This is a genomic window from Streptosporangium canum, from assembly GCF_900113865.1.
Classification (GTDB): Bacteria; Actinomycetota; Actinomycetes; order Streptosporangiales; family Streptosporangiaceae; genus Streptosporangium; species Streptosporangium canum.
Map to the genome: position 1 here is coordinate 149,263 of NZ_FOQY01000008.1, position 23,765 is coordinate 173,027.

Here is a 23,765-nt window from a genome sequence, read left to right on the forward strand (position 1 = left end):
ACCCGGCTCACCGCGAATGTGAACGGCGTTAGTGGCTTGTAGCACATCGGTAACAGAGGGGACCCAGCGGTGAAACCGCTTGAAAGCACCATCGGAGACGTGCCGATCTCACTTTCCGCCCTGACGCCTGTGAAGGCGGCGACGGCGACGCACTGCCCGTACTGCGCGCTGCAGTGCGGCATGAGCGTCACCGTGGACGAAACGGTCACGATCACGCCGAGGAAGGACATCCCCGCCAACGCGGGCGGTCTCTGCCAGAAGGGCTGGACCGCCGGTGAGCTGCTGAGCAGTGGAGATCGGCTCACCACCCCGCTCCTGTACGGCGAGCCGGTCGGCTGGGACGAGGCGCTCGACTTCGTCGCCGCCCGGATCCGCGCGGTCCAGGAAGAGCACGGCCCCAACGGCGTGGCCGTGTTCGGCGGCGGCGGGCTCACCAATGAGAAGGCCTACCAGCTCGGCAAGTTCGCCCGGATGGTGCTGCGGACCAGCCAGATCGACTACAACGGCCGGTTCTGCATGTCCTCGGCCGCCGCGGCCGCCAACCGCGCCTTCGGCATGGACCGCGGCCTGCCCTTCCCGATCACCGACCTCGCCGGGGCCGACGCGGTCCTGATCGCGGGCGGCAACGTGGCCGAGACCATGCCGCCGTTCGTCCGCCACCTGACCGCGATGCGCGACAGGGGCGGCCGATTGGTCGTCATCGACCCCAGGGTCACCGCGACCGCCCGGCAGGCCGACCTCCATCTCCAGCCGGCCCCCGGCACCGACCTGGCGCTCGCCCTGGGCCTGCTGCACATCGTGATCGCCGAGGGCCACGTGGACGAGGACTACGTGGCCGGCCGTACCAGCGGCTTCGACGGGGTCCGCACCTCGGCCGCCGCCTGGTGGCCCGAGCGGGTGGAGCGGATCACCGGCGTGCCGGTCGCCCGGATGCGGCTGGCCGCGGAGATCCTCGCGGACGCCGGACGCGCGGTGATCCTCACCGGACGCGGCGCCGAGCAGCACGCCAAGGGCACCGACACGGTGAGCGCGTTCATCAACCTCGCGCTCGCGCTCGGACTGCCGGGCCGGGAGGGATCCGGCTACGGCTGCGTCACCGGGCAGGGCAACGGGCAGGGCGGGCGCGAGCACGGCCAGAAGGCCGACCAGCTTCCGGGATACCGCAGGATCGACGATCCCGCCGCGCGCGCCCACGTGGCCGCCGTGTGGGGGATCGCGCCGGAGGATCTGCCGGGGCCCGGCCGCTCCGCCTACGAACTGCTGGACGCCCTCGGCACCGCGGCCGGCCCCAGGGCGCTGCTGCTGTTCGGCTCCAACCCGGTGATCTCCGCGCCCCGGGCCGGGCACGTCACCGGGCGGCTGCGCTCGCTGGACCTGCTCGTGGTCTCCGACCTGGTCATGTCGGAGACGGCCGCGCTGGCCGACGTCGTGTTCCCCACCACCCAGTGGGCGGAGGAGAGCGGCACGATGACCAACCTGGAGGGCCGGGTGCTGCTGCGCCGCCAGGCCGCCGCGCCGCCGCCGGGAGTGCGGAGCGATCTGGAGATCCTCCGCGGCCTCGCCGTACGGCTGCGCGGAGCCGAGGGGTTCCCGGCCGACCCGCGCGAGGTCTTCGAGGAGCTGCGGCGGGCCTCGGCCGGGGGGATCGCCGACTACGCGGGCATCACCTACGAGCGGATCGCCGCCGAGACCGGCGTGTTCTGGCCCTGTCCGGCCGAGGACCATCCCGGCACCCCCCGGCCGTTCCTGGACCGCTTCGCCACCCCCGACGGCCGCGCCAGGTTCGTGCCCGTCGAGCACCGGCCGCCCGAGGAGGACATCGACCGGGACTACCCCCTCTACCTGACGACCGGCCGGGTGCTCGCGCACTACCAGAGCGGCGCCCAGACCCGGCGGATCGCCGCCCTGAACGCGGTGGTCCCGGAGGTCTTCGTGGAGCTGCACCCCGATCTCGCCGAGCGGCTGGAGGTGGCGCCGGGCGACCTGCTGCGGGTGGTCGGCCGCCGGGGCGCCGCCGAGGGCGTCGCCAGGGTCACCCCCGCGGTCCGGCCGGACACGGTGTTCATGCCCTTCCACTGGGCCGGGGCCAACCTGCTCACCAACCCCGCGCTCGACCCGGTGTCGCGGATGCCGGAGTTCAAGGTCTGCGCAGTGAAGCTGGAGCGTGTCGGATGACCCGGCTGGTGATCGTGGGGAACGGGATGGCGGGCGCCCGCCTCGTCAGCGAGGTCCGCGCCCGGGACAGGCACGTCAAGGTGACCGTGATCGGCGCCGAGACGTGGCAGCCCTACAACCGGGTGCTGCTGTCGAACGTGGTGGCCGGGACCATGCTGCCCGACCAGGTGCGGCTGCTGGACCCGGCGTGGTACGCCGACCATTCGGTGACGGCCCTGCTCGGCGTCGAGGTGACCGCGATCGACCGGGAGACCCAGGCGGTGCTCACCGCCGACGGCAGGCGCGAGCCGTACGACGTCCTGGTGCTGGCGACCGGCAGCGAGGCGGTGGTGCCGCCGGTGCCCGGGGCGGCCGGGGCCATGGCGTTCCGGACGCTGGACGACTGCCGCGCGATCCTCGCCGCGGCCGGCGCGGCGCGGCGCGCCGTGGTGGTCGGCGGCGGCCTGCTCGGCGTCGAGGCGGCCCGCGGCCTGGCCGGGCGCGGACTGCCGGTCACGCTGCTCCACCTGGCCGGCCACCTGATGGAGCGGCAGCTCGACGCCGAGGCCGGGATGGTGCTGGGGGAGACCCTCGCGGAGCTGGGCGTGGAGGTGCGGACCGGCGTGGTCGTGGAGGAGATCCTCGGCGACGGCGTACGGCTCGCCGGGGGCGAGACGGTCGGGGCCGATCTGGTGGTGCTCGCCTGCGGGGTCCGGCCGGTGACGGGTCTGGCCGGGGACGCGGGCCTGGAGGTGGCGCGCGGGATCGTCGTCGACGACGAGATGCGGACCGACGACCCGTCGATCTTCGCGATCGGGGAGTGCGCCCAGCACGACGGAACGGTCTACGGCCTGGTCGCCCCCGCGTGGGAGCAGGCCGCCGTGGTCGCCGACCTGGTGACCGGGACGGACAAGACCTCCCGCTACCGGGGCTCGCGCCTGGTGACCAGGTTGAAGGCCAGGAGCGTGGAGCTGGCCGCGATGGGCGAGACCCACCTGACCGAGGACGACGCCGAGGTCGTGCGCTTCAGCCACCGGGCCCGGGGCACCTACCGCAAACTCGTCATCCGCGACGGCCGCCTGGTCGGCGCGATCCTCCTCGGGGAGACGTCCGCGGTGGGCACCCTCACCCAGCTCTTCGACCGCGGGTCCCCGGTCCCCGCGGACCCGTCCGGGCTGCTGTTCCCCGGCATCTCCGGCAGCGCGGTCGCCGAGAGCCCGGTCCGGATGCCGGACGCGGCGAAGGTCTGCCAGTGCAACAACGTGACCAAGGGACAGATCCGGGCCTGCTGGGAGTCCGGCGCCCGTGACGTCGAGGCGGTGGCCGCCGCCACACGCGCCACGACCGGCTGCGGCGGCTGCCGCGACGTGGTCGAGGGCATCGTCGGCTGGCTGTGCGAGCAGGAAGGCATCTCCGTATGAAACTTGTCGTGGTGGGACATGGGCCGACGTCCAGCCGGCTGGTCGAGGCACTGGTCGCCAAGGGGTTCGGCGGCCGGATCACGGTGCTGGGGGAGGAGCCCAGGGCCGCCTATGACCGGGTGGCGCTGACCTCCTATCTCACCGGCAGGAGCGCCGAGGACCTCACCTATCCGGTGCCGGAGGGGGTCGTGCTGCGGCTGGCCTCCAGGATCACCGGGATCGACCGGGACAACCGGACCGTGACCACCGCCGACGGCCATGTGGAGCCGTACGACGTGCTGGTGCTGGCCACGGGGTCCAGCCCGTTCGTGCCGCCGGTGCCCGGCAGGGAGCTGGCGGGCTGTTTCGTCTACCGGACGATCGACGACCTGGACGCGATCAGGGAGGCCGCCGCGGGGGCCGGCAGCGGCGTCGTCATCGGCGGCGGGCTGCTGGGGCTGGAGGCCGCCGACGCGCTGCGCGGGCTGGGCCTTTCGACCCACGTCGTGGAGATGGGCGGCTGGCTCATGCCCCGGCAGGTGGACGAGGGCGGCGGAGCCGTCCTGCGGGGCCACGTCGAGGCCCTCGGCTTGACCGTGCACACCGAGGCCGGGGCCAGGGAGATCGTCGCCGGGCCGGACGGACGGGTCGCGGGACTGGTCAAGCCGGACGGGGAGACGATCGAGGCGCAGGTGGTGGTCTTCTCGGCGGGTGTCAGGCCACGCGACGAGCTGGCCAGGCAGGCCGGGCTGGAGGTCGGCGACCGCGGCGGGATCGCCGTGGACGACGGGATGCGCACCAGCGACCCGGCGATCTACGCGGTGGGGGAGTGCGCCCTGCACGACGGCATGGTCTACGGGCTGGTCGGGCCGTGCTTCACGATGGCCGAGGTCGCCGCCGACCGCATCCTCGGCGGCCAGGCGGCCTTCGCCCGCGCGGATCCGTCCACCAAGCTCAAGCTGCTCGGCGTGGAGGTCGCCCAGTTCGGCGCGATGGACGGCGCCCTGGACGTGACCTTCATGGACCCGGTGGGCGGGGTCTACCAGAAGCTGTTCGTCAGCGACGACGCCCGCACCCTGCTCGGCGGGATCTGCGTCGGCGACGCCACGCCGTACAACACCCTCAAGCCGTTCGTCGGCCGGGACCTGCCGGGCGCGCCGAGCGAGCTGCTGTTCACCGGCGGTCCGGCGGGCATGGACCTTCCCGACGACGCGCAGGTCTGCTCCTGCAACAACGTCACCAAGGGGCAGGTGTGCGCGGCCATCGCCGACCACGGCCTCACCGACGTGGCCGGGATCAAGGGCTGCACCCGGGCGGGCACCACCTGCGGCAGCTGCCTGCCGATGCTCAAGCAGATCCTGATCAGGTCCGGCGTCGAGGTCTCCAAAGCCCTGTGCGAGCACTTCGCGCACAGCAGGGCCGAGCTGTTCGACATCGTCCGGGTGCGCGGCATCACGACCTTCTCCCAGCTCATCGACGAGCACGGCGCCGGCCGCGGCTGCGACGTGTGCAAGCCCGTCGTCGCCTCGATCCTGGCCTCGCTCGGCAACGGGCACATCCTCGACGGCGAGCAGGCCGCCCTGCAGGACACCAACGACCACTTCCTGGCCAACATCCAGCGCAACGGCACCTACTCGGTGGTGCCGCGCATCCCCGGCGGGGAGATCACCCCCGACAAGCTGATCGTGATCGGCGAGGTGGCCCGCGACTTCGGCCTCTACACCAAGATCACCGGCGGGCAGCGGATCGACCTGTTCGGGGCGCGGGTGGAGCAGCTCCCGCTGATCTGGAAGCGGCTGGTGGACGCCGGCTTCGAGTCCGGTCACGCCTACGGCAAGGCGCTGCGCACGGTGAAGTCCTGCGTGGGCTCCACCTGGTGCCGATACGGCGTGCAGGACGCCGTCGGCCTGGCCATCTCCCTGGAACTGCGCTACCGGGGCCTGCGCTCGCCGCACAAGCTGAAGTCGGCCGTCTCCGGCTGCGCCCGCGAGTGCGCCGAGGCGCGCGGCAAGGACTTCGGCGTCATCGCCACCGAGCAGGGCTGGAACCTCTACGTCGGCGGCAACGGCGGCTTCACCCCGCGGCACGCCGACCTGTTCGCCTCGGACCTGAGCACCGAGGAGCTGATCCGGACCATCGACCGGTTCCTGATGTTCTACGTCCGTACGGCCGACCGCCTGCAGCGCACCTCGGCCTGGCTGGAGAGCCAGGGCCTGGAGTACGTCAAGCAGGTGGTCCTGGAGGACTCGCTGGGGATCTGCGCCGACCTGGACGCCCAGATGGACCGGCACGTCGCCTCCTACGCCGACGAGTGGCGGACCGCCATCGAGGATCCCGGCAAGCTGCGGCGCTTCGTCTCCTTCGTCAACGCCCCCGCGACCCCGGACCCCTCGATCGCCTTCACGGCCGAACGGGACCAGATCAAGCCCGTCCTCCTCCCCCTGGAGGTGGTCCGCTCCTGAGGTCTCCTCCACGGCCGGAGCCGGGGCGCGCCGCCGGCACCACGAACCCACCGACGAAACCCGAATGGGGGCTCCACCATGACCGTCCTGAGCGAGGCCACGACGACCGTCTGGACCGCGGTCTGCGCCTACACCGACCTGCTGCCCGAGCGCGGAGCCTGCGCGCTCGTCGGCCGTCACCAGATCGCGCTGTTCCGGACCTTCGACGGCGAGCTGTTCGCCATCGGCAACCAGGATCCGTTCAGCGGGGCCCAGGTCCTCTCGCGGGGGATCGTGGGCACCAGGGCGGGCGAGCCCAGCGTCGCCTCGCCCATGCACAAAGAGGTGTTCTCACTGGTCACCGGAGTGTGCCTGGACGATCCGGCGGTGGCCGTGCCGACCTATCCGATCCGGGTCGCCGACGGCACGGTGGAGGTGGGCGTGAGGTGACCCCGCGGAGAGCCGGGCACGGCGGGCGGCGGTCGAGCCCCGGGCAGGTCCGGCACGGTGAGCGGAGCGGCCGGCGAGGGACGACAGGTCCACATGGTGGACGGGGAGTGGTGGACGAAAGATGAGCATCGCCCTTCTGGACGACCCCGGGGGGTCTCCCGAGACGGCGCCCGACGCGCTGGCCGGGTTCACGATCGGGGTGACCGCGACCAGGCGGCGTGAGGAGTTCTGCGCGCTGCTGGAGCGCCGGGGCGCGAGAGTGGTGCGCGCTCCGGCGATCAGGCTGGTGCCGCTGGCCGAGGACGCCGACCTGCTGGCCGCGACCCGGGCCGGCCTGGCCGGCCCGATCGACGACGTGGTGGTCACCACCGGGGTCGGGTTCCGGGGCTGGATGGCCGCGGCCGAGGGCTGGGGCCTGTCCGGCGAGCTGGCGGCGCACCTGACCGCCGCGCGGCTGCTGACGCGCGGGCCCAAGGCGCGCGGCGCGGTCCGGGCCGCCGGGCTGAACGACCACTGGACGCCGGCCACCGAGTCGTGCGAGGAGGTCAAGCAGTACCTTCTCGCCCAGGACCTGCGCGGTCGCCGCATCGCCGTGCAGTTGCACGGGGAGCCGCTGACCGGCTTCGTGGCCGCGCTGCGCGAGGCGGGGGCCGAGGTCATCGAGGTGCCGGTCTACCGGTGGCTGCCCTACCGCGACACCTCGCCGCTGCGCCGTCTGATCAGTCAGGCGATCTCCGGCGGGGTGGACGCGGTGGCCTTCACCAGCGCCCCGGCCGTGCTGGCCATGCTCGCCGCGGCCCGTGCCGACGGTCTGGAGGACGCGCTGGTCGCGGCCTTCGCCGGGCCGGTCGTCGCCGCCTGCGTGGGCTCGGTCACGGCGGCGCCGCTGCGGGCGCGCGGGGTGCCCGCCGTACAGCCCGAGCGTGCCCGCCTGGGCGCGCTGGCCCGGACGCTCGCCCGGCACCTGCCCGAGCACAGTGTCACCCGCCTGGTCGCCGGCGGCCACGGACTGGAGATCCGCGGCCACGCCGTCGCCGTGGACGGTGAGCTCAAGCCGCTGCCGCCCGCCCCGATGGCGGTGCTCAAGCGCCTGGCCGACAAGCCGGGGCACGTGGTGGCCCGCTCCGAGCTGCGCACCGTGCTCCCCGGCGGTCCCTCCCGGGACTCGGCCGAACACGCCGTCGAGATGGCCATCACCCGCCTGCGCCGCGCCCTGGGCCCCTCCGGCATCGTCGAGACGGTCGTCAAGCGCGGCTACCGCCTGGCCTGCGACCGCGGCGAGGGCAGGTGAGGACGCGCGCCGGCGGCCGCTTCCCGGCGCTGCCGGGTGGGGAGGGGGCGTGACGACGCTGGTCCTGGCCGGGCACGGGACCCGCAGCGCGCGAGGCGAGGAGACGATCGCCGGGCTGCGGGATCTCGTACGGCGGGCACGGCCGGGCAGCCGGGTCGAGGCGGCCTTCCTGGAGATCAGCTCGCCCCCGCTGGCGGATGTGCTCCCCGGCCTGCCGGGCCCGGTGGTCGTGGTGCCGCTGCTGCTCGCGGGCGGCTACCACGTCCACATCGACCTGCCGTCGGTGGTCGCCGGGGCCCGGCCCGACGCGGTGGTGGCGGCCCCGCTCGGACCGGACCCGCTGCTCGCCGCCATCCTGGCCAGGCGGCTGGCGGGCGCCGGGCTGCGGCCTGCCGACTCGGTCGTCCTGGGCGCGGCGGGATCCTCCGACCCGGCCGCGCTGGCCGACGTGCGGGCCGCGGCCCGGCTGCTCGCGGTACGGCTGTCGCGCCCGGTCACGGCGGCCTTCGCCGCGACGGGCGCCCCCTCGCTGGGGGAGGCCCTGAAACGCCTGCGGTCCGGTCCCGCGCCCCGGATCGCCGTGGCGTCCTACCTGCTGGCCCCCGGCTTCTTCCAGAGCCGTCTGGAGTCCTCCGGCGCGGACCTGGTCAGCGCCCCGCTGGGAGTGGACGCCGACCTGGCCGCGTTGGTGTGGGCCCGTTTCGATCAGGCCCGCTGGAGATCCAGCCGCAGCTCGCGGACGATCTCCTCGGCGCTGTCGTCCCGCGAGGGCAGGTAGTCGGCGCCGACGAACATCTCGTAGTAGGCGTGGCGCAGGCATCCGGCCAGCAGCAGCCGGGCGCTGGCGAGGGGGTCCACCTCGGGTGGGATCCGGCCCGCCCGCTGCTCGGCCGCCAGGTACTCGGTCAGCGGGACGACCTCCGCCATCGGCCCCAGCTCGCTGTCGCGCAGCGCCTCGCGGAAGCGGACGGTGACCGAGGGGGAGGTGAAGACGGGAACCGCGGCCGACTGGACCTCGGAGTAGTAGTCGATGCCGGCCCGCGCGATGGGCAGCAGGTTGTCGCTGACCCGCCCCTTGCCGACCAGGTGCATCAGGTCGTCGAGGATGCGGAGCCAGACCGGGAGCCGGTCCTGGAGCAGGGCGAGGAACATGTCGACCGCCTGTCCGGGCTGGGCGGTGCCCCGCGGACGCGGGGAGGCGTTCCCGCCGTCCTCGCGCTTCATGAATACGGCCAGCTCGAGAACGCGGCGTCGCGTCTCCTGAGCTTTCTGGTATGGGTCGAGCTGTGGAATCGCCATGGTCGCCCTAACGTGCGCAGTCACATGGACAATGTGCGGCATGGTGATGGGCCGATCACCGGTGTTTACAGAGCCGTGTTTCTCCTGGGTGTGGAATCGTTGCAGGCCGGTCTCCCAACCTGGTGCGACCCGGACGGACCGGGTGGGCACTGATTATTGCCGGGAAGCGCCGGAAAAGGGGGCGAACAATGGTAACTATGCGCTGTGTGTTTCAGCTGTCGCCGTCACGGTCGCGGCGGCGCAGGTAGCGCTCGAACTCCGCGGCGATGGCGTCGCCGCTCGCCTCGGGCAGTTCGGCGGCGTCCTTGCGCTCCTCCAGCTCCTTGACGTATTCGGCGACCTCGCTGTCCTGCGAGGCCAGCTCGTCCACGCCGTGCTCCCAGGCCCGTGACTCCTCGGCCAGGTCGCCCAGCGGCATCGGGATGTCGAGGAGGTCCTCCATCCGGCTGAGCAGCGCCAGGGTGGCCTTGGGGTTGGGCGGCTGGGCGACGTAGTGCGGCACCGACGCCCACAGGGAGACCGCGTGGATCCCGGCGGTCCCCAGGACGTGCTGGAGGACGCCGACGATGCCGGTCGGCCCCTCGTAGCGGCTCAGCTCCAGGTTGATCGCCCGGGCCAGGCCCTCGTCGGTCGCCGAGCCCACGATCGGCACCGGGCGGGTGTGGGGAGAGTCGTTGAGGAGCGCGCCGAGCAGCACCGCCAGCTCCACCCCCAGCTCGCGGCAGACCACGACGATCTCCTCGCAGAAGGCGCGCCACCGCATGTTGGGCTCGATGCCGCGCAGCAATACCACGTCGCGGTCCACGCCCGGCGGCCGGGCCACCGACAGCTTGGTGGTCGGCCAGGTGATGGAGCGGGTCAGCCCCTCGCCCATCTCGACGATCGGACGGGTGACCTGGAAGTCGTAGTATTCCTCCGGGTCGATGGAGACCAGGGGGGTCGCCTTCCACTCGTCCTCGAGGTGTGCGATCACTCCGCTCGAGGCCTCGCCCGCGTCGTTCCACCCCTCGAACGCGGCGATCAGCACCGGGTCGACGAGCTCGGGTAGACCTTCGAGTTCGATCACGCGCCGCCTCCTTCTGGCCTCGCCGTACTATCCGGCTAAGCCTATGCGCTGAGGCGGCCTTTTCGTCACCTTCCCGAAGTGGTGTGAACGATCAGCACATCACAGCCCGCCCGCTGGGAGACGCTGGAGGGCACCGAGCCCAGCAGCCGCCCGGCGAGGCTGTTGAGCCCCCGGTTGCCGATGACCAGCAGATCGGCCTCGCGCCTGCCGGCGAGCGAGACCAGGACGTCCACCGCGTCGCCCTCCTCGGCGGCCAGCTCGATCGTCCGGGCGCCCGCGGCCACCGCGTGCTCCCGGGCGGCGCGCAGGGCGTCGTCGGCGGGCGTGGAACCGCTCACCTTGTAGGACAGCTCGCCCAGGACGTCGGCGGCCGCGCTGCGCTCGCGCTCGCGCATGGGGGCGTAGGCGCAGGCCAGGATCAGGGTGGCGCCGGTCGCGGCGGCGAGGGAGGCCGCCGAGGTGACCGCGCGGAAGGAGGAGGGGGAGCCGTCGGTGCCGACGACAATCGTGCGGTAGGACGCCATCGGATGCCTCGCAAGGTAATTGGACGATGAGTGCAATTGCCACAAGAACAATCAGAGAGAATAACGCCTGGACGGTTCCCAGTAAGCTTTCTCTCATGACTAGCAGACCGTCTTTCCGTGAAGTCCTGGCCGAGCGCGTGATGGTCGCCGACGGGGCCATGGGGACGATGCTGCAGGCGCACGACGTCACCCTCGACGACTTCGAGGGTCACGAAGGCTGCAACGAGGTGCTCAACGCCACCCGCCCCGACATCGTGCGGGCCGTGCACGACGCCTACTTCGAGGTCGGCGTCGACTGCGTCGAGACCAACACCTTCGGCGCGAACCTCGCCGCCCTCGGCGAATACGACATCTCCGAGCGGACCCACGAGCTGTCCGAGGCCGGCGCCCGGGTCGCCCGCGAGGCGGCCGACCACTGGTCCACCCCCGACCACCCCCGCTACGTGCTCGGCTCGATCGGCCCCGGCACCAAGCTCCCCACCCTCGGGCACAAGCCGTACGGCGTGCTGCGCGACGCCTACTACGACAACGCCGCCGGGCTCGTCGCCGGCGGCGCCGACGCCCTGATCATCGAGACCTGCCAGGACCTGCTCCAGGTCAAGGCCGCCGTCATCGGGGCCAAGCGGGCCATCGCCGACTCCGGCCGCGACGTGCCGGTCATCGCCCAGGTCACCGTGGAGACCAACGGCGCGATGCTGCTCGGCTCGGAGATCGGCGCGGCGCTCACCGCGATCGAGCCGCTCGGCGTCGACGTCATCGGCCTCAACTGCGCCACCGGCCCCGCCGAGATGAGCGAGCACCTGCGCTACCTGTCGCGCCACGCCCGTCTGCAGCTTTCCTGCATGCCCAACGCGGGCCTGCCCCAGCTGACCTCCGACGGCGCCTACTACCCGCTCACCCCGGACGAGCTCGCCGACGCCCACGAGAACTTCACCCGCTCCTTCGGCCTGTCGCTGGTCGGCGGCTGCTGCGGCACCACCCCCGAGCACCTGCGCAAGGTGGTGGAGCGGGTGCGCGGCAACGGGCACAGCCCCCGCCGCCCGCGTCCCGAGGCCGGGGCCGCCTCGCTCTACCAGCACGTGCCGTTCCGCCAGGACACCTCCTACCTGGCGATCGGCGAGCGGACCAACGCCAACGGCTCCAAGGCCTTCCGTGAGGCGATGCTCGCCGAGAACTGGGAGGAGTGCGTCGAGATCGCCCGGGCCCAGGCCCGCGACGGCGCGCACATGCTCGACCTGTGCATCGACTACGTGGGCCGCGACGGCGTCAGGGACATGAAGGAGCTGGCGTTCCGCTTCGCCACCGCCTCCACCCTGCCGATCGTGCTCGACTCCACCGAGCCCGCCGTGCTGGAGGCCGGTCTGGAGATGATCGGCGGCCGGGCGATCATCAACTCGGTCAACTACGAGGACGGCGACGGCCCCGACTCGCGCTTCACCAGGATCATGAAGCTGGTCCGGTCGCACGGCGCGGCCGTCATGGCGCTGACCATCGACGAGGAGGGCCAGGCCCGCACGGCCGAGTGGAAGCTCAGGATCGCCACCCGTCTCATCGAGGACCTGACGGCCAACTGGGGCATGAACGTCGAGGACATCATCATCGACGCCCTCACCTTCCCCATCGCCACCGGCCAGGAGGAGACCCGCCGCGACGGCGTCGAGACCATCGAGGCCATCCGCGAGCTCAAGCGGCGCTATCCGGGCGTGCAGACCGTGCTCGGCCTGTCCAACATCTCCTTCGGCCTCAACCCGGCCGCGCGCATCGTCCTCAACAGCGTCTTCCTCAACGAGTGCGTCAACGCGGGCCTCGACTCGGCCATCGTGCACGCCTCCAAGATCCTGCCGATGGCCCGCATCCCCGACGAGCAGCGCCAGGTGGCCCTGGACATGGTCTACGACCGCCGCCGGGAGGGCTACGACCCGCTGCAGCGGTTCATGGAGCTGTTCGAGGGCGTGGACGCCGCCTCGGTCAAGGCCGACCGGGCGGCCGAGCTGCTCGGCCTGCCGCTGTGGGAGCGGCTCAAGCGCCGCATCGTCGACGGCGAGCGCAAGGGCCTGGAGGCCGACCTCGACGAGGCGCTGGCGCAGCGCCCGGCCCTGGAGATCGTCAACGACGTGCTCCTCGACGGCATGAAGACCGTCGGCGAGCTGTTCGGCTCCGGGCAGATGCAGCTGCCGTTCGTGCTCCAGTCGGCCGAGGTCATGAAGACCTCCGTCGCCTACCTGGAGCCGCACATGGACCGGGTCGAGGGGGAGACCAAGGGCCGCATCGTGCTGGCGACCGTCAAGGGCGACGTGCACGACATCGGCAAGAACCTGGTCGACATCATCCTGTCCAACAACGGCTACGAGGTCGTCAACCTCGGCATCAAGCAGCCGGTGTCGGCGATCCTGGAGGCGGCCGAGGAGAAGAAGGCCGACGTCATCGGCATGTCCGGGCTGCTGGTGAAGTCCACGGTCATCATGCGGGAGAACCTCGAGGAGATGAACTCCCGGGGGATGTCCCAGCGGTTCCCGGTCCTGCTCGGCGGCGCCGCCCTGACCCGCGCCTACGTGGAGCAGGACCTCGCCGAGCTGTTCCAGGGCGACGTCCGCTACGCCCGCGACGCCTTCGAGGGCCTGCGCCTGATGGACGCCTTCATGGCGGTCAAGCGCGGCGAGGCCGGCGCCGCGCTGCCGCCGCTGCGCGAGCGGCGGGTCAAGACCGGTGCGACGCTGGTGCGCACCCCGGAGGCGGAGCTGCCCGCCCGGTCCGACGTGGCCGCCGACAACCCCGTCCCGACGGCTCCCTTCCTGGGGGACCGGATCATCAAGGGCATCCCGCTGGCCGACTACGCCGCGTTCCTGGACGAGCGCGCGACGTTCATGGGCCAGTGGGGCCTCAAGGCCGCGCGCGGCGGCGACGGGCCCTCCTACGAGGAGCTCGTCGAGACCGAGGGCCGGCCGCGCCTGCGGATGTGGCTGGAGCGGATGCAGACCGAGGGCCTGCTGGAGGCCGCCGTCGCCTACGGCTACTTCCCCTGCGTCAGCGACGGCGACTCCCTGATCATCCTCGACGACGCGGGCAACGAGCGGACCAGGTTCACCTTCCCGCGCCAGCGCCGCGACCGGCACCTGTGCCTGTCCGACTTCTTCCGGTCGAAGGACTCCGGCGAGGTCGACGTGGTCGCCCTCCAGGTGGCCACCATGGGCAACCGGGTCTCCGAGGCGGCCGCCGAGCTGTTCGCCAAGGACGCCTACCGCGACTACCTGGAGCTGCACGGCCTGTCGGTGCAGCTCACCGAGGCGCTCGCGGAATACTGGCACGCGCGGGTCCGCACCGAGCTCGGGATCGGCGGTGACGAGTCGCTGGAGGACATGCTGAAGGTCAACGTCACCGGCTGCCGTTACTCCTTCGGTTACCCGGCCTGCCCCAACCTGGAGGACCAGGTCCAGCTCATGGAGCTGATCGACCCCTCCCGGATCGGCGTGAACCTGTCGGAGGAGTTCCAGCTCCACCCCGAGCAGTCCACCTCCGCGCTGGTCGTCCACCACCCCGAGGCCAGTTACTTCAACGTCTGACCGTAAGGGGTTTTCGGGGTAATGGACGCGGTCCTGTTCGACATGGACGGGCTTCTCGTGGACAGCGAGAAGATCTGGTTCCAGGTCGAGTCCGAGGTGATGGAACGGCTCGGCGGCGGCTGGGGGCCCGCCGACCAGGAGCGCCTGGTGGGCGGCTCCATGTCGTCCACCGTCACTTACATGCTCACGGCCTCCGGCGCGAGCGCCCATCCGGACGACGTGGCGGCCTGGATGCTGGAGGGCATGATCCACAGGCTCGCCGGCGGCGTGGAGATGATGCCCGGCGCCGCCGAGCTGCTGGCGGCGGTACGGCGGGCGGGCCTGCCCACCGCCCTGGTGACCTCCTCGGTGCGGCCGATCGCCGAGGCGTGCCTGAAGGGCATCGGCAGGGACAACTTCGACCACGTGGTGACCGGCGACGACGTGATGAGGACCAAGCCCCACCCGGAGCCCTACCTGGCGGCCGCCCGGCTGCTGGACGTGGCCGCGGCCCGCTGCGTCGCGCTGGAGGACTCCCCGAACGGGGTGACCGCGGCCACCGCCGCCGGCTGCCGGGTGGTGGCCGTGCCGAGCGTGCTGCCGATCCCCGCCGCCTCCGGCCGCCTCGTCGTGAACTCCCTGCACGAGGTCGACGTCGACGTCCTCAGGGCGCTGGCGGCCCGCGGCGCGGGCCGCTGAGCCGGACCCTCCGGAAGAGCCCCGAGACCGGCTGTCGCCGCCGCACACCTAGGGGACGGCCCCTTCCCGGCCCCTAGGGGATGATCCCTCCCTGGGGAGGAGGAGCCGTTCCGCCACGGCGTGCCAGGATGGATGGGATAAGCCGAGACGAGGGGCGGTCCGCTATGTCGTTCGACCAGATCGCGTGGTTGCCGCTCTGCGCCGGGGTGACCGGTGTGGGGCTGGTGCTGAGTTTCCTGCTGATGCGCCGCCGGGGGGTCGTGGCGGGGCTGCGCGGCGTCGCCTGGTCGCTGCTGCCGCTCGCGGCCTTCCTGACCGGCGCGCTGCCGACCCTGTGGCAGATCGGCACGGCGATCGTCGGGTTCTTCGCCGGGGTGGTCTTCAACCCCACCGTGTGGGCCGGAGTGGCCGTGACCGGGCTCTCCCTGGTGCTGTTCCTGGTCACCGGGGTGCTGCGCGGCCGCCGTACGGCCGCGTCCGCCGAGCCCCGGACCTCCGCGGCGGGCACGCCCGCGGCGCCGGGCGGGCCGATGACGGCCGGTGGGCCCGTGACGGCCGGTGGGGGCGCCACGCAGCCGCTCCCGCAGCGCAAGGCCGCGCCGGCCCAGAAGCCCGCGCCCGCCCGGAAGCCGGCCGCGGACGACGACTTCTCCGACATCGAAGACATCCTCAAGCGTCGTGGGATCGGGTGACGCTGAGTTACCTGTCAGTGCAATGTCACAAATCCGCGACAGAAGGGGGATGGCTTCGGGACATTCGCCCATGGATCAAAACAAATGAATTGCACGTGAATCACAGTTAAGCCACATAGCGCCCCAGGGGCCTAGTCAGCGCAGATCAGCCCATAGATTCTGCGTCACGGGACCGTGAAACGGACTCGTAGACTTCAGGGCGCGCGCCCCCGACCCGGGGGACGCGTCCAATCGGACAACGTCGTCTGGGATCCAGGGGGCCACTGTATGACCGCACCGCTCGATGTTCCTGGCTCGGCTACGGAGGCGGATCCCGAAGCCGTGCTCGCGGGCGCGGATCGGAAGGCCATCCAAGGTCGTTCTCTCGGCCAGATCGCCTGGATGAGGCTGAAGCGTGACAAGGTCGCTCTCGCGGGAGCGGGAGTCATCATCTTCCTCGTCCTGGTGGCGCTCTTCGCGCCGCTCATCGTGAAGTTCCTCGGCCATCCGCCGCTGGAGTTCCACCGGGAGAAGATCGACCAGTCCACGCTGACGCCCACGGGGGCGTTCGGCGGTATGAGCTGGGACTACCTGTTCGGCGTCGAGCCCCTCTGGGGGCGCGACATCTTCAGCCGGATCGTCTACGGCGCCCGGATCTCCCTGCTCATCGCCTTCCTGGCCACCCTGCTCTCGGTGGTCATCGGCACCGTCCTCGGTGTCGTCGCGGGCTACTTCGGCGGCTGGGTCGACACCGTGATCAGCCGGGCGATGGACGTCTTCCTGGCCTTCCCGCTGCTGGTGTTCGCCATCGCCCTCGCCGGCGTCGTCCCCGACCAGGCGTTCGGCATGTCCGGCGACACCCTGCGCGTATCGTTGCTGGTGTTCATCATCGGATTCTTCAGCTGGCCCTACATCGGCCGGATCGTCCGAGGCCAGACACTCTCCCTGCGAGAACGGGAGTTCATCGACGCGGCCAGGAGCCTCGGCGCCCGCGGGCCGTACATCATCTTCCGTGAGCTGCTGCCCAACCTGATCGCGCCGATCCTGATCTACGCGACGCTGGTCATCCCGACCAACATCCTGTTCGAGGCGGCGCTGTCCTTCCTCGGGGTGGGCGTCCGCCCGCCGACACCCACCTGGGGCGGCATGCTCGCCGAGGCGGCGCGCTTCTACACGGTGCCGCACTTCGCGATCTTCCCCGGCTTGGCGATCTTCGTGACCGTGCTGGCCTTCAACCTCTTCGGAGACGGCCTGCGTGACGCGCTCGACCCGCGTGGCCGTTGACGCTTCTCGATCCCCGTAGTTTCCCTGGTTCCTATCCACAAGGGGTGTAGTAACAGATGAAGAGAAAACCCGCAGTCGCGACGTTCGCGGTCACCGCGGCGCTCGCCTTGGGCCTGTCGGCCTGCGGTGGAACCAGCACCGACTCGCCCAAGGAGAGCGCGGGCGCCGGTGGCGGGTCGGCGGCTCCGGCCCAGGCCGAGTTCAACGCCGCGATGAGCAAGGTGTTCAACCCTTCGACCAAGAAGGGCGGCACCCTCAAGTTCGTCAACTCCGGCGACTGGGACTCGCTGGACCCGGCCGACACCTACTACGGCTACTCGTGGAACTTCATGCGCCTGTACGGCCGGGCGCTGACGGTCTTCAAGGCCGCGCCGGGCGCCGAGGGCGCGACCGTCGCACCCGACCTGGCCAAGGACCTCGGCAAGCCGAGCGCCGACTTCAAGACCTGGACCTACACGCTGCGTGAGGGCCTGAAGTACGAGGACGGCACCCCGATCACGTCCAAGGACGTGGCCTACGGCGTGGCGCGCGCGTTCGACAAGGAGACCTTCCCGAACGGTCCCACCTACCTGAACGAGATGCTCGACTGGCCCAAGGACTACAAGGGCGCCTACAAGTCGAAGGACGTCGACTTCAGCTCGGCGATCGAGACGCCGGACGACTCCACGATCGTCTTCCACCTGAAGCAGGCCTACAGCGGCTTCGACTACATCACCCAGATGTCGCCGACCATGCCGGTGCCGAAGGCCAAGGACACGGGCGCGAAGTACCGCGAGCACGTGATCTCCTCCGGCCCGTACATGTTCGAGAAGAACGAGATCGGCAAGGGCTTCGCCCTCGTCCGCAACCCGAACTGGGACGCGGCGACCGACCCCAACCGCCCGGCGCTGCCGGACCGGATCGAGGTCCAGACCAACGTCAACGCCGACGACCTCGACAACCGTCTCCTCTCCGGTGACATCCACGTCGACGTCGCGGGCACCGGTGTCCAGCCGGCCGCGATGAGCAAGATCCTGCCGGACCCCGCCCTCAAGGCGCGGGCCGACAACCCGACGCTGCAGCGTCTGTGGTACACCTCGGTCAGCCCGACGGTGAAGCCGCTGGACAACATCGACTGCCGCAAGGCCGTCCAGTACGCGGCCGACAAGACCGGCTACCAGGCCGCCTACGGCGGTGAGTTCTCCGGTGGCGCGATCGCGACCAGCCTCATGCCGCCGAGCGTCCCGGGCGCCGCGAAGATCGACCTGTACCCCAGCGGTGCGGACGGCAAGGGCGACATAAACAAGGCCAAGGAGCACCTGGCCGCCTGCGGCCAGCCGAACGGCTTCGAGACCAACATCGCCTACCGCGCCGAGCGGCCGAAGGAGAAGGCGACCGCCGAGGCCCTGCAGGAGTCGCTGGCCCGCGTCGGCATCAAGCTGACCCTGAAGCCGTACCCGCAGGCGGACTACTTCTCGCTGTACGCCGGCAAGCCGCCGTTCGTCGTGGAGAACAAGCTCGGCCTGGCCGTCAACGGCTGGGGCTCGGACTACCCCGACGGCTACGGCTTCCTGCAGCAGATGGTCGACAGCCGGGTCATCCGTGAGACCGGTGGCTCCTCCAACATCAGCGTCCGCATCCCCGACGTGGACAAGATGCTCGACGAGTCCCTGCTCGAGGCCGACGCCAAGAAGCGTGAGCCGATGTGGGCCGCCATCGACAAGCGCGTCATGGAAGAGGCGGTCATCCTGCCGGGTGTCTGGGCCAAGAGCCTGCTGGTCCGCGGCCAGGGTGTGACCAACGTCTTCATCAGCGACGGTCAGCAGATGTACGACTACGTCGCGATGGGCGTCGAGTAACACCGCTTCTCATACAACGAGTAGTTAGGCAGGTGAAGGCAGCGGTGGCCGCCGGGAGCAACCCTTCCGGCGGCCACCTGGGCCGGGCACTGTGGTCACATACATCATCAGACGCCTGATCGGCGCAGTGATCATGCTCCTCATCGTGAGCATGGCCACCTTCGCGATCTTCTTCCTCGTGCCCCAACTGGCGGGGGCGACTCCGGAGGGCATGGCCAGCCGGTATGTCGGCCGTACGGCCACGGCGGAGACGGCCAAGCTGGCGGCCGAACGGCTGGGGTTCAACGATCCCCTGGTCGTGCAGTACGGCAGGTTCGTGAAGGGGATCGTCGCGGGCGCTGAGTACGACTACGGCCCCGGGGTCGAGGAGTGCCCGGCCCCCTGCCTGGGGTATTCGTTCATCACCCGGCAACCGGTCTTCCCCGACCTCATGAACCGCCTGCCGATCACGCTGTCCCTCGCGATCGGCGCGGCCGTGATCTGGGTGGTCATGGGCGTGGGCATCGGCGTGCTGTCCGCGTTGCGCAGAGGCAGCGTCTTCGACCGGGCGGCCATGACCGTCGCGCTGGCCGGAGTCTCCCTACCGATCTTCTTCACCGGCCTGGTATCCCTGCTGGTGTTCAGTTACGGCAACCCGTTCTCCTTCGCGGCGCAGGGCGGCCACTACACCACCTTCCTCGACAGTCCGAGCCAGTGGGCCTACAACCTGCTCCTCCCGTGGATCACGCTGGCCTTCCTGTTCGCGGCCACATATGCGCGTCTCACCCGGGCGGGCATGCTGGAGACGATGAACGAGGACTACATCCGCACCGCCCGGGCCAAGGGGCTCCGTGAGAGCACCGTCGTCACCAAGCACGGCCTCCGGGCGGCCCTGACGCCCATCCTCACCGTCTTCGGCCTGGACTTCGGCCTGCTGATCGGCGGCGCGGTCCTCACCGAGAGCGCCTACTCCCTGCCCGGCCTGGGCAAGTACGCCATCGACGCCATCGTCAACCAGGACCTTCCCAAGGTGATGGGTGTGACGTTGCTGGCGGCGCTGTTCGTGGTCGTCGCGAGTCTGATCGTCGACCTGCTCTACGCGGTGGTCGACCCGAGGGTGAGGCTGGCGTGAGCTTCCTTGAACTGAAGGACCTGAAGATCCACTTCCCGACCGACGACGGGCTGGTCAAGTCCGTCGACGGGCTGACCTTCTCGCTGGAGCGGGGCAGCACGCTCGGGATCGTGGGAGAGTCCGGATCCGGAAAGAGCGTGACCAGCCTGGGCATCCTGGGGCTGCACAAGGGCGGCCACGCCAGGATCTCCGGTGAGATCTGGCTGGACGGCGAGGAGCTGGTCAGCGCCTCGCAGGAACACGTGCGCGGGTTGCGCGGCAAGAAGATGGCGATGATCTTCCAGGATCCGCTGTCGGCGATGCACCCCTACTACACGGTCGGCGACCAGATCGTGGAGGCCTACCGGATCCACCACAGCGTGAGCAAGAAGGTCGCCCGCAAGCACGCGATCGACATGCTCGGCCGGGTGGGCATCCCGGAGCCGGGCCGCCGGGTGGACGCCTACCCGCACGAGTTCTCCGGCGGCATGCGGCAGCGCGCGATGATCGCGATGGCGCTGTCGTGCGACCCGGAGCTGCTGATCGCCGACGAGCCGACCACCGCGCTGGACGTGACCGTGCAGGCCCAGATCCTGGACCTGATGCGGGATCTGCAGCGGGAGTTCAACTCCGCCCTCATCATCATCACCCACGATCTGGGCGTCGTGGCCGAGCTGTCGGACGACATCCTGGTCATGTATGGCGGCAAGTGCATCGAGTACGGCGCGGCGGAGGACATCTTCTACCGTCCCGAGCACCCCTACACCTGGGGTTTGCTGGGGTCGATGCCCCGCCTGGACCGGGAGCGCACCGAGCGGCTGATGCCGATCAAGGGCTCCCCGCCCTCACTGATCAACATCCCGCCGGGCTGCGCCTTCCACCCTCGCTGCCCCTATTCCGACCGGACGCAGGGCAAGGCCGACACCGAGGTGCCGGCCCTCCTGGAGACCGAGGGCGGCCACCTGGTGCGCTGCCACCTGCCTCGTGAGGAGCGGCGGTCGCTCTGGGAGAACGAGATCAAGCCGATGCTGGAGACCACGTGACCACTCCTAATGAGCCGCTGCTGTCCGTCCAGGACCTGCAGAAGTACTTCCCGGTGACGAAGGGGCTGCTCAAGCGGCAGGTCGGCGCGGTGAAGGCGGTCGACGGGATCAGTTTCGACGTCTTCAAGGGCGAGACGCTGGGCGTGGTCGGCGAGTCGGGCTGCGGCAAGTCCACCATGGGACGGCTGGTCACCCGGCTGCTGGAGCCGACCGGCGGCAAGGTGCTGTTCGAGGGGCAGGACATCACGCACATGTCGCAGGGCAGGCTCCGCCCGCTCCGGCGTGACATGCAGATGATCTTCCAGGACCCGTTCTCGTCGCTGAACCCGCGCCACACCGTGGGGGCGATCGTGGGAGCGCCGTTCCGGATCCAGGGCATCAAGACCGAGCACGGCACCAAGAAGGCCGTGCAGGAGATCCTGGAGCTGGTGGGGCTCAACCCCGAGCACTACAACCGCTACCCGCACGAGTTCTCCGGCGGTCAGCGCCAGCGGATCGGCATCGCCCGCACCCTCGCGCTCAAGCCGAAGATGATCATCGCGGACGAGCCGGTGTCGGCGCTGGACGTGTCGATCCAGGCGCAGGTGGTGAACCTGCTGGAGGACCTGCAGAACGAGCTGGATCTGACCTATGTGGTGATCGCGCACGACCTGTCGGTGGTCCGGCACATCAGCGACCGGGTCGCCGTCATGTATCTGGGCAAGCTCGTCGAGCTGGCCGACCGGAAAGACCTGTACGAGTCGCCCATGCACCCGTACACCAACGCGCTGATGTCCGCGGTCCCCATCCCCGACCCGGCCCGGCGCAACGACCGCGAGCGCATCCGCCTCCAGGGTGACGTGCCCAGCCCGCTGAGCCCGCCGCCCGCCTGCCGCTTCCACACCCGGTGCTGGAAAGCCCAGGCGATCTGCAAGGTGGAGGAGCCGCCGCTGGTCGAGCTGGCTTCCCGGCACCAGGTGGCCTGCCACTTCCCGGAGAAGGTTCCCCAGGAAGCCGCCGAAGCCGTTTCCGCCTGACCCCGATCGCCGATCGGATTCCGTCGGCGGCGCCTCCCCCCGATGCCGTGGAAGAGCCGGGGGGAGGGCGGGCGTCCCGTCACCCCAGCGCGGACATGACCGGGGCGAAGAACCGGGTCCGGTCGCCGGGGAGCGGTTCGGTTCCGGCGACCATGTCCGAGGTCCTCATCCCCGCCGCCATGCCGTGCCCGGTCAGCCACCCCGCCAGCTCCCGGCGGCTCTCCTCGACCTCGATCCGGGCCGGACCCCCGACCTGGGAGGCGAGGTCGGCGATCAGCCGCCGGGCGTCCGCCGGATCCGCGGCGATCACCGGTCCGACGACCGTGTTTCCCACATTGCGCCACATACCGGCGTAGCCCGTGACCACTCCTCCGTCCTCGATCACCCGGATCTGCTCGGCGAAGCCGAACAGCCTCGTCAGGAGGGCCGACCGGTCGGCGCCGACGACCTCCGCGTCGAGGTCGGCGATCGCCTTCAGATCCTCGGGGGAGGCGGGGCGGGACGCGCCGGCCGCCTGCCCGGTGAAGGTCCCCAGATGCATGGCGACCGGGCTCGTCACCCGGAAGCCGAGCCGCTCGTACAGGGGGCGGCCCGTCGCGGTCGCGTTCAGGAAGACGGTCGCGCCGCGCGCCTGGTCCAGCACGTGGCCGATCAGGCGGCCTCCCAGCCCCCGGCGCCCGTGACGCGAGGCCACCAGCACCATGCTGATCGCGGCGGTGCGGGCGCCGTAGCGGGTCAGGATGGCGGTGGCCACCAGCTCGCCGCCGGGATCCACCATCCCGTAGCCCTCCCCGCCCTGGAGCAGGAACAGCCACTTGCGCTCCTCGCGCGACCACTGCCGGTCCGCCGCGAGTCGCAGGCAGGCGTCGAGGTCGTCAGGGGTCAGTTCACGGATGATCATATGAATTCTCCAATGGTCACAAGCGCTCCGGCGGCGGTGCCGAGGAGCATGGCGGGCAGGGATCCCAGGCGGTGGGCCGCCACGCCCGCCACGGCGGCGGCGACGACCAGGTGGGCCGCCGGGCGGCCGCCCGGCGCGGCCTGGACGGCCACGACGGCGGCCAGCAGCGCCACCGGCAGCAGCGCGGTGAACAGGCTCCGGCGCCCGTCTCCCCCACCCCGCGCGGCTGTGCTCACCCCGGCCAGCCGGAGCAGGTAGGTCACGACGGCCAGGCCCGCGACGAACAGCACGACGTTCATGCCGCCCGCCCCGCGAACGGGACGGCGGCCAGCGCGGCGACGAGGACCGGCAGACCCGGCGGCAGCCACCACGACGCCACCAGCGCCAGGGCGGCCGCCCCGGCGGCGACCGCCGCCTCGCGGCGGCTGCGGAGCAGCGGGACGAGCAGCGCGGCGAAGGCGGCCGCGGCGGCGCCGTCCACCGCCTCCCGCGCCCCGTGGGGCAGCACCGAGCCGAGCACCGCCCCGGCGGCCGTGCCGCCCACCCAGCCGGTGAACAGCAGCGACCCGACCACCAGGAACGTCCGCCTGCGCGTGGCCGGGGTCCCACGCGAGACCGCGGCCGCCACCGACTCGTCGGAGACCAGGTGCGCGGCGAGCCACCGGCCCCACCGGGTCCGGAAGACGTCGCCGAGCGCCAGCCCGAACGCGGTCAGCCGCAGGTTGACCAGCGACGCGGCGATCACCGCCGCGATCACCGCCCCGGTCGCCTGCGACGCGCCGCCCGGGGCTCCGGGGACGCCGCCGCCCAGCGCCGACAGCCCGACGATCTGGCTGCCCCCGGCGTGCACCGCGACGCTGGCCAGCACCGCCTCCCAGGCGGACCAGCCCTGCTCCACCGCCGCCGCCCCGAACACCGCCGAATAGGTGGCCGCCCCGGCCGCCGCGCCCAGCGCGAGCCCGAGATCCGACCGCGTGGTAGCAGGATCGGCCGGATCCCGCGGCCCGGTCTCGAACGCCCGCGCGTTCGGCTGATCTGTCATGGGTGAATCGTGCGGCA

The 23,765-nt window shown here is 71.3% G+C and carries 20 protein-coding genes; 14 read left to right on the top strand and 6 right to left on the bottom strand.

The genetic code is table 11. The annotated features are described in order from the left end of the window. Positions 1-99: 99 nt before the first annotated feature. From BM085_RS14555 to BM085_RS14580, 6 genes are all read left to right on the top strand, one after another. The gene (locus tag BM085_RS14555) at positions 100-2,175 is read left to right on the top strand and encodes a molybdopterin oxidoreductase family protein (protein WP_218158715.1); all 2,076 of its coding nucleotides are present in this window, start codon (positions 100-102) and stop codon (positions 2,173-2,175) included. After that, complete coding sequence (locus BM085_RS14560) at positions 2,172-3,575, top strand: FAD-dependent oxidoreductase (protein ID WP_093887528.1); 1,404 nt, start codon at positions 2,172-2,174, stop codon at positions 3,573-3,575. The genes BM085_RS14555 and BM085_RS14560 overlap by 4 nt, the downstream gene beginning before the upstream one ends. Next, positions 3,572-6,016, top strand: coding sequence for a nitrite reductase large subunit NirB (nirB, locus tag BM085_RS14565; protein ID WP_093887529.1), 2,445 nt, complete (start codon positions 3,572-3,574; stop codon positions 6,014-6,016). The genes BM085_RS14560 and nirB overlap by 4 nt, the downstream gene beginning before the upstream one ends. A gap of 78 nt (positions 6,017-6,094) precedes the next feature. Further along, entirely contained in the window at positions 6,095-6,445 is a 351-nt protein-coding gene (nirD, locus tag BM085_RS14570) for a nitrite reductase small subunit NirD (protein ID WP_031161578.1), read from the top strand. Between the two features lie 121 nt (positions 6,446-6,566). Next, positions 6,567-7,736, top strand: a complete 1,170-nt coding sequence (locus BM085_RS14575; RefSeq protein WP_093887530.1) for a uroporphyrinogen-III synthase — start codon at positions 6,567-6,569, stop codon at positions 7,734-7,736. A gap of 49 nt (positions 7,737-7,785) precedes the next feature. Beyond that, positions 7,786-8,514: a sirohydrochlorin chelatase gene (locus BM085_RS14580; RefSeq protein ID WP_093887531.1), complete on the top strand. Its 729-nt coding sequence runs from the start codon at positions 7,786-7,788 to the stop codon at positions 8,512-8,514. Here BM085_RS14580 and BM085_RS14585 read toward each other — a convergent pair. From BM085_RS14585 to BM085_RS14595, 3 genes are all read right to left on the bottom strand, one after another. After that, on the bottom strand, positions 8,442-9,059 hold the full coding sequence (locus BM085_RS14585) for a hypothetical protein (RefSeq protein WP_143120920.1): 618 nt from the start codon (positions 9,057-9,059) through the stop codon (positions 8,442-8,444). The two genes, BM085_RS14580 and BM085_RS14585, sit on opposite strands and share 73 nt — an antisense overlap. A gap of 187 nt (positions 9,060-9,246) precedes the next feature. Further along, complete coding sequence (locus BM085_RS14590) at positions 9,247-10,101, bottom strand: PAC2 family protein (protein WP_093887533.1); 855 nt, start codon at positions 10,099-10,101, stop codon at positions 9,247-9,249. 65 nt (positions 10,102-10,166) lie between these two features. Beyond that, positions 10,167-10,625: a universal stress protein gene (locus BM085_RS14595; protein WP_031161570.1), complete on the bottom strand. Its 459-nt coding sequence runs from the start codon at positions 10,623-10,625 to the stop codon at positions 10,167-10,169. Between the two features lie 95 nt (positions 10,626-10,720). Here BM085_RS14595 and metH point away from each other — a divergent pair, with 95 nt between their 5' ends. The 8 genes from metH (at position 10,721) to BM085_RS14635 (ending at position 21,805) form a co-directional block, all read left to right on the top strand. Further along, a complete protein-coding gene (metH, locus tag BM085_RS14600) occupies positions 10,721-14,185 on the top strand; it encodes a methionine synthase (protein ID WP_093887534.1) in 3,465 nt (1,154 codons plus the stop codon). Between the two features lie 21 nt (positions 14,186-14,206). After that, positions 14,207-14,863 (top strand): HAD family hydrolase, encoded by a 657-nt coding sequence (locus BM085_RS14605; RefSeq protein ID WP_093887535.1) that lies wholly within the window; start codon positions 14,207-14,209, stop codon positions 14,861-14,863. 164 nt (positions 14,864-15,027) lie between these two features. Then, positions 15,028-15,555 (top strand): cellulose synthase, encoded by a 528-nt coding sequence (locus tag BM085_RS14610; protein ID WP_093887536.1) that lies wholly within the window; start codon positions 15,028-15,030, stop codon positions 15,553-15,555. Positions 15,556-15,822: 267 nt separating this feature from the next. Beyond that, on the top strand, positions 15,823-16,818 hold the full coding sequence (locus BM085_RS14615; protein ID WP_093887537.1) for an ABC transporter permease: 996 nt from the start codon (positions 15,823-15,825) through the stop codon (positions 16,816-16,818). 56 nt (positions 16,819-16,874) lie between these two features. Beyond that, complete coding sequence (locus BM085_RS14620) at positions 16,875-18,656, top strand: ABC transporter substrate-binding protein (RefSeq protein ID WP_093887538.1); 1,782 nt, start codon at positions 16,875-16,877, stop codon at positions 18,654-18,656. Between the two features lie 91 nt (positions 18,657-18,747). Then, a complete protein-coding gene (locus tag BM085_RS14625; RefSeq protein WP_093887539.1) occupies positions 18,748-19,767 on the top strand; it encodes an ABC transporter permease in 1,020 nt (339 codons plus the stop codon). After that, positions 19,764-20,789 (top strand): ABC transporter ATP-binding protein, encoded by a 1,026-nt coding sequence (locus tag BM085_RS14630; protein ID WP_031161557.1) that lies wholly within the window; start codon positions 19,764-19,766, stop codon positions 20,787-20,789. Before BM085_RS14625 ends, BM085_RS14630 begins: the two co-directional genes overlap by 4 nt. Further along, entirely contained in the window at positions 20,786-21,805 is a 1,020-nt protein-coding gene (locus BM085_RS14635) for an ABC transporter ATP-binding protein (RefSeq protein ID WP_093887540.1), read from the top strand. The genes BM085_RS14630 and BM085_RS14635 overlap by 4 nt, the downstream gene beginning before the upstream one ends. 79 nt (positions 21,806-21,884) lie before the next feature. On the opposite strand, the gene BM085_RS14640 is transcribed toward BM085_RS14635, so the two are convergent. From BM085_RS14640 to BM085_RS14650, 3 genes are read right to left on the bottom strand one after another with little or no spacing between them, the layout of a single operon-like run. Then, entirely contained in the window at positions 21,885-22,706 is an 822-nt protein-coding gene (locus BM085_RS14640; protein WP_093887541.1) for a GNAT family N-acetyltransferase, read from the bottom strand. Then, positions 22,703-23,005 (bottom strand): AzlD domain-containing protein, encoded by a 303-nt coding sequence (locus BM085_RS14645; protein ID WP_143120921.1) that lies wholly within the window; start codon positions 23,003-23,005, stop codon positions 22,703-22,705. The genes BM085_RS14640 and BM085_RS14645 overlap by 4 nt, the downstream gene beginning before the upstream one ends. Beyond that, positions 23,002-23,748: an AzlC family ABC transporter permease gene (locus tag BM085_RS14650; RefSeq protein WP_093887543.1), complete on the bottom strand. Its 747-nt coding sequence runs from the start codon at positions 23,746-23,748 to the stop codon at positions 23,002-23,004. The genes BM085_RS14645 and BM085_RS14650 overlap by 4 nt, the downstream gene beginning before the upstream one ends. Positions 23,749-23,765 lie beyond the last annotated feature (17 nt).

Bases quoted from the DNA above. Each gene is read 5' to 3' on its own strand.
- BM085_RS14650 (WP_093887543.1), bottom strand. From the start codon at position 23,748: ATGACAGATCAGCCGAACGCGCGGGCGTTCGAGACCGGGCCGCGGGAT.
- nirD (WP_031161578.1), top strand. From the start codon at position 6,095: ATGACCGTCCTGAGCGAGGCCACGACGACCGTCTGGACCGCGGTCTGC.
- BM085_RS14640 (WP_093887541.1), bottom strand. From the start codon at position 22,706: ATGATCATCCGTGAACTGACCCCTGACGACCTCGACGCCTGCCTGCGA.
- BM085_RS14575 (WP_093887530.1), top strand. From the start codon at position 6,567: ATGAGCATCGCCCTTCTGGACGACCCCGGGGGGTCTCCCGAGACGGCG.
- nirB (WP_093887529.1), top strand. From the start codon at position 3,572: ATGAAACTTGTCGTGGTGGGACATGGGCCGACGTCCAGCCGGCTGGTC.
- BM085_RS14645 (WP_143120921.1), bottom strand. From the start codon at position 23,005: ATGAACGTCGTGCTGTTCGTCGCGGGCCTGGCCGTCGTGACCTACCTG.
- BM085_RS14560 (WP_093887528.1), top strand. From the start codon at position 2,172: ATGACCCGGCTGGTGATCGTGGGGAACGGGATGGCGGGCGCCCGCCTC.
- metH (WP_093887534.1), top strand. From the start codon at position 10,721: ATGACTAGCAGACCGTCTTTCCGTGAAGTCCTGGCCGAGCGCGTGATG.
- BM085_RS14605 (WP_093887535.1), top strand. From the start codon at position 14,207: ATGGACGCGGTCCTGTTCGACATGGACGGGCTTCTCGTGGACAGCGAG.
- BM085_RS14595 (WP_031161570.1), bottom strand. From the start codon at position 10,625: ATGGCGTCCTACCGCACGATTGTCGTCGGCACCGACGGCTCCCCCTCC.
- BM085_RS14615 (WP_093887537.1), top strand. From the start codon at position 15,823: ATGACCGCACCGCTCGATGTTCCTGGCTCGGCTACGGAGGCGGATCCC.
- BM085_RS14620 (WP_093887538.1), top strand. From the start codon at position 16,875: ATGAAGAGAAAACCCGCAGTCGCGACGTTCGCGGTCACCGCGGCGCTC.
- BM085_RS14610 (WP_093887536.1), top strand. From the start codon at position 15,028: ATGTCGTTCGACCAGATCGCGTGGTTGCCGCTCTGCGCCGGGGTGACC.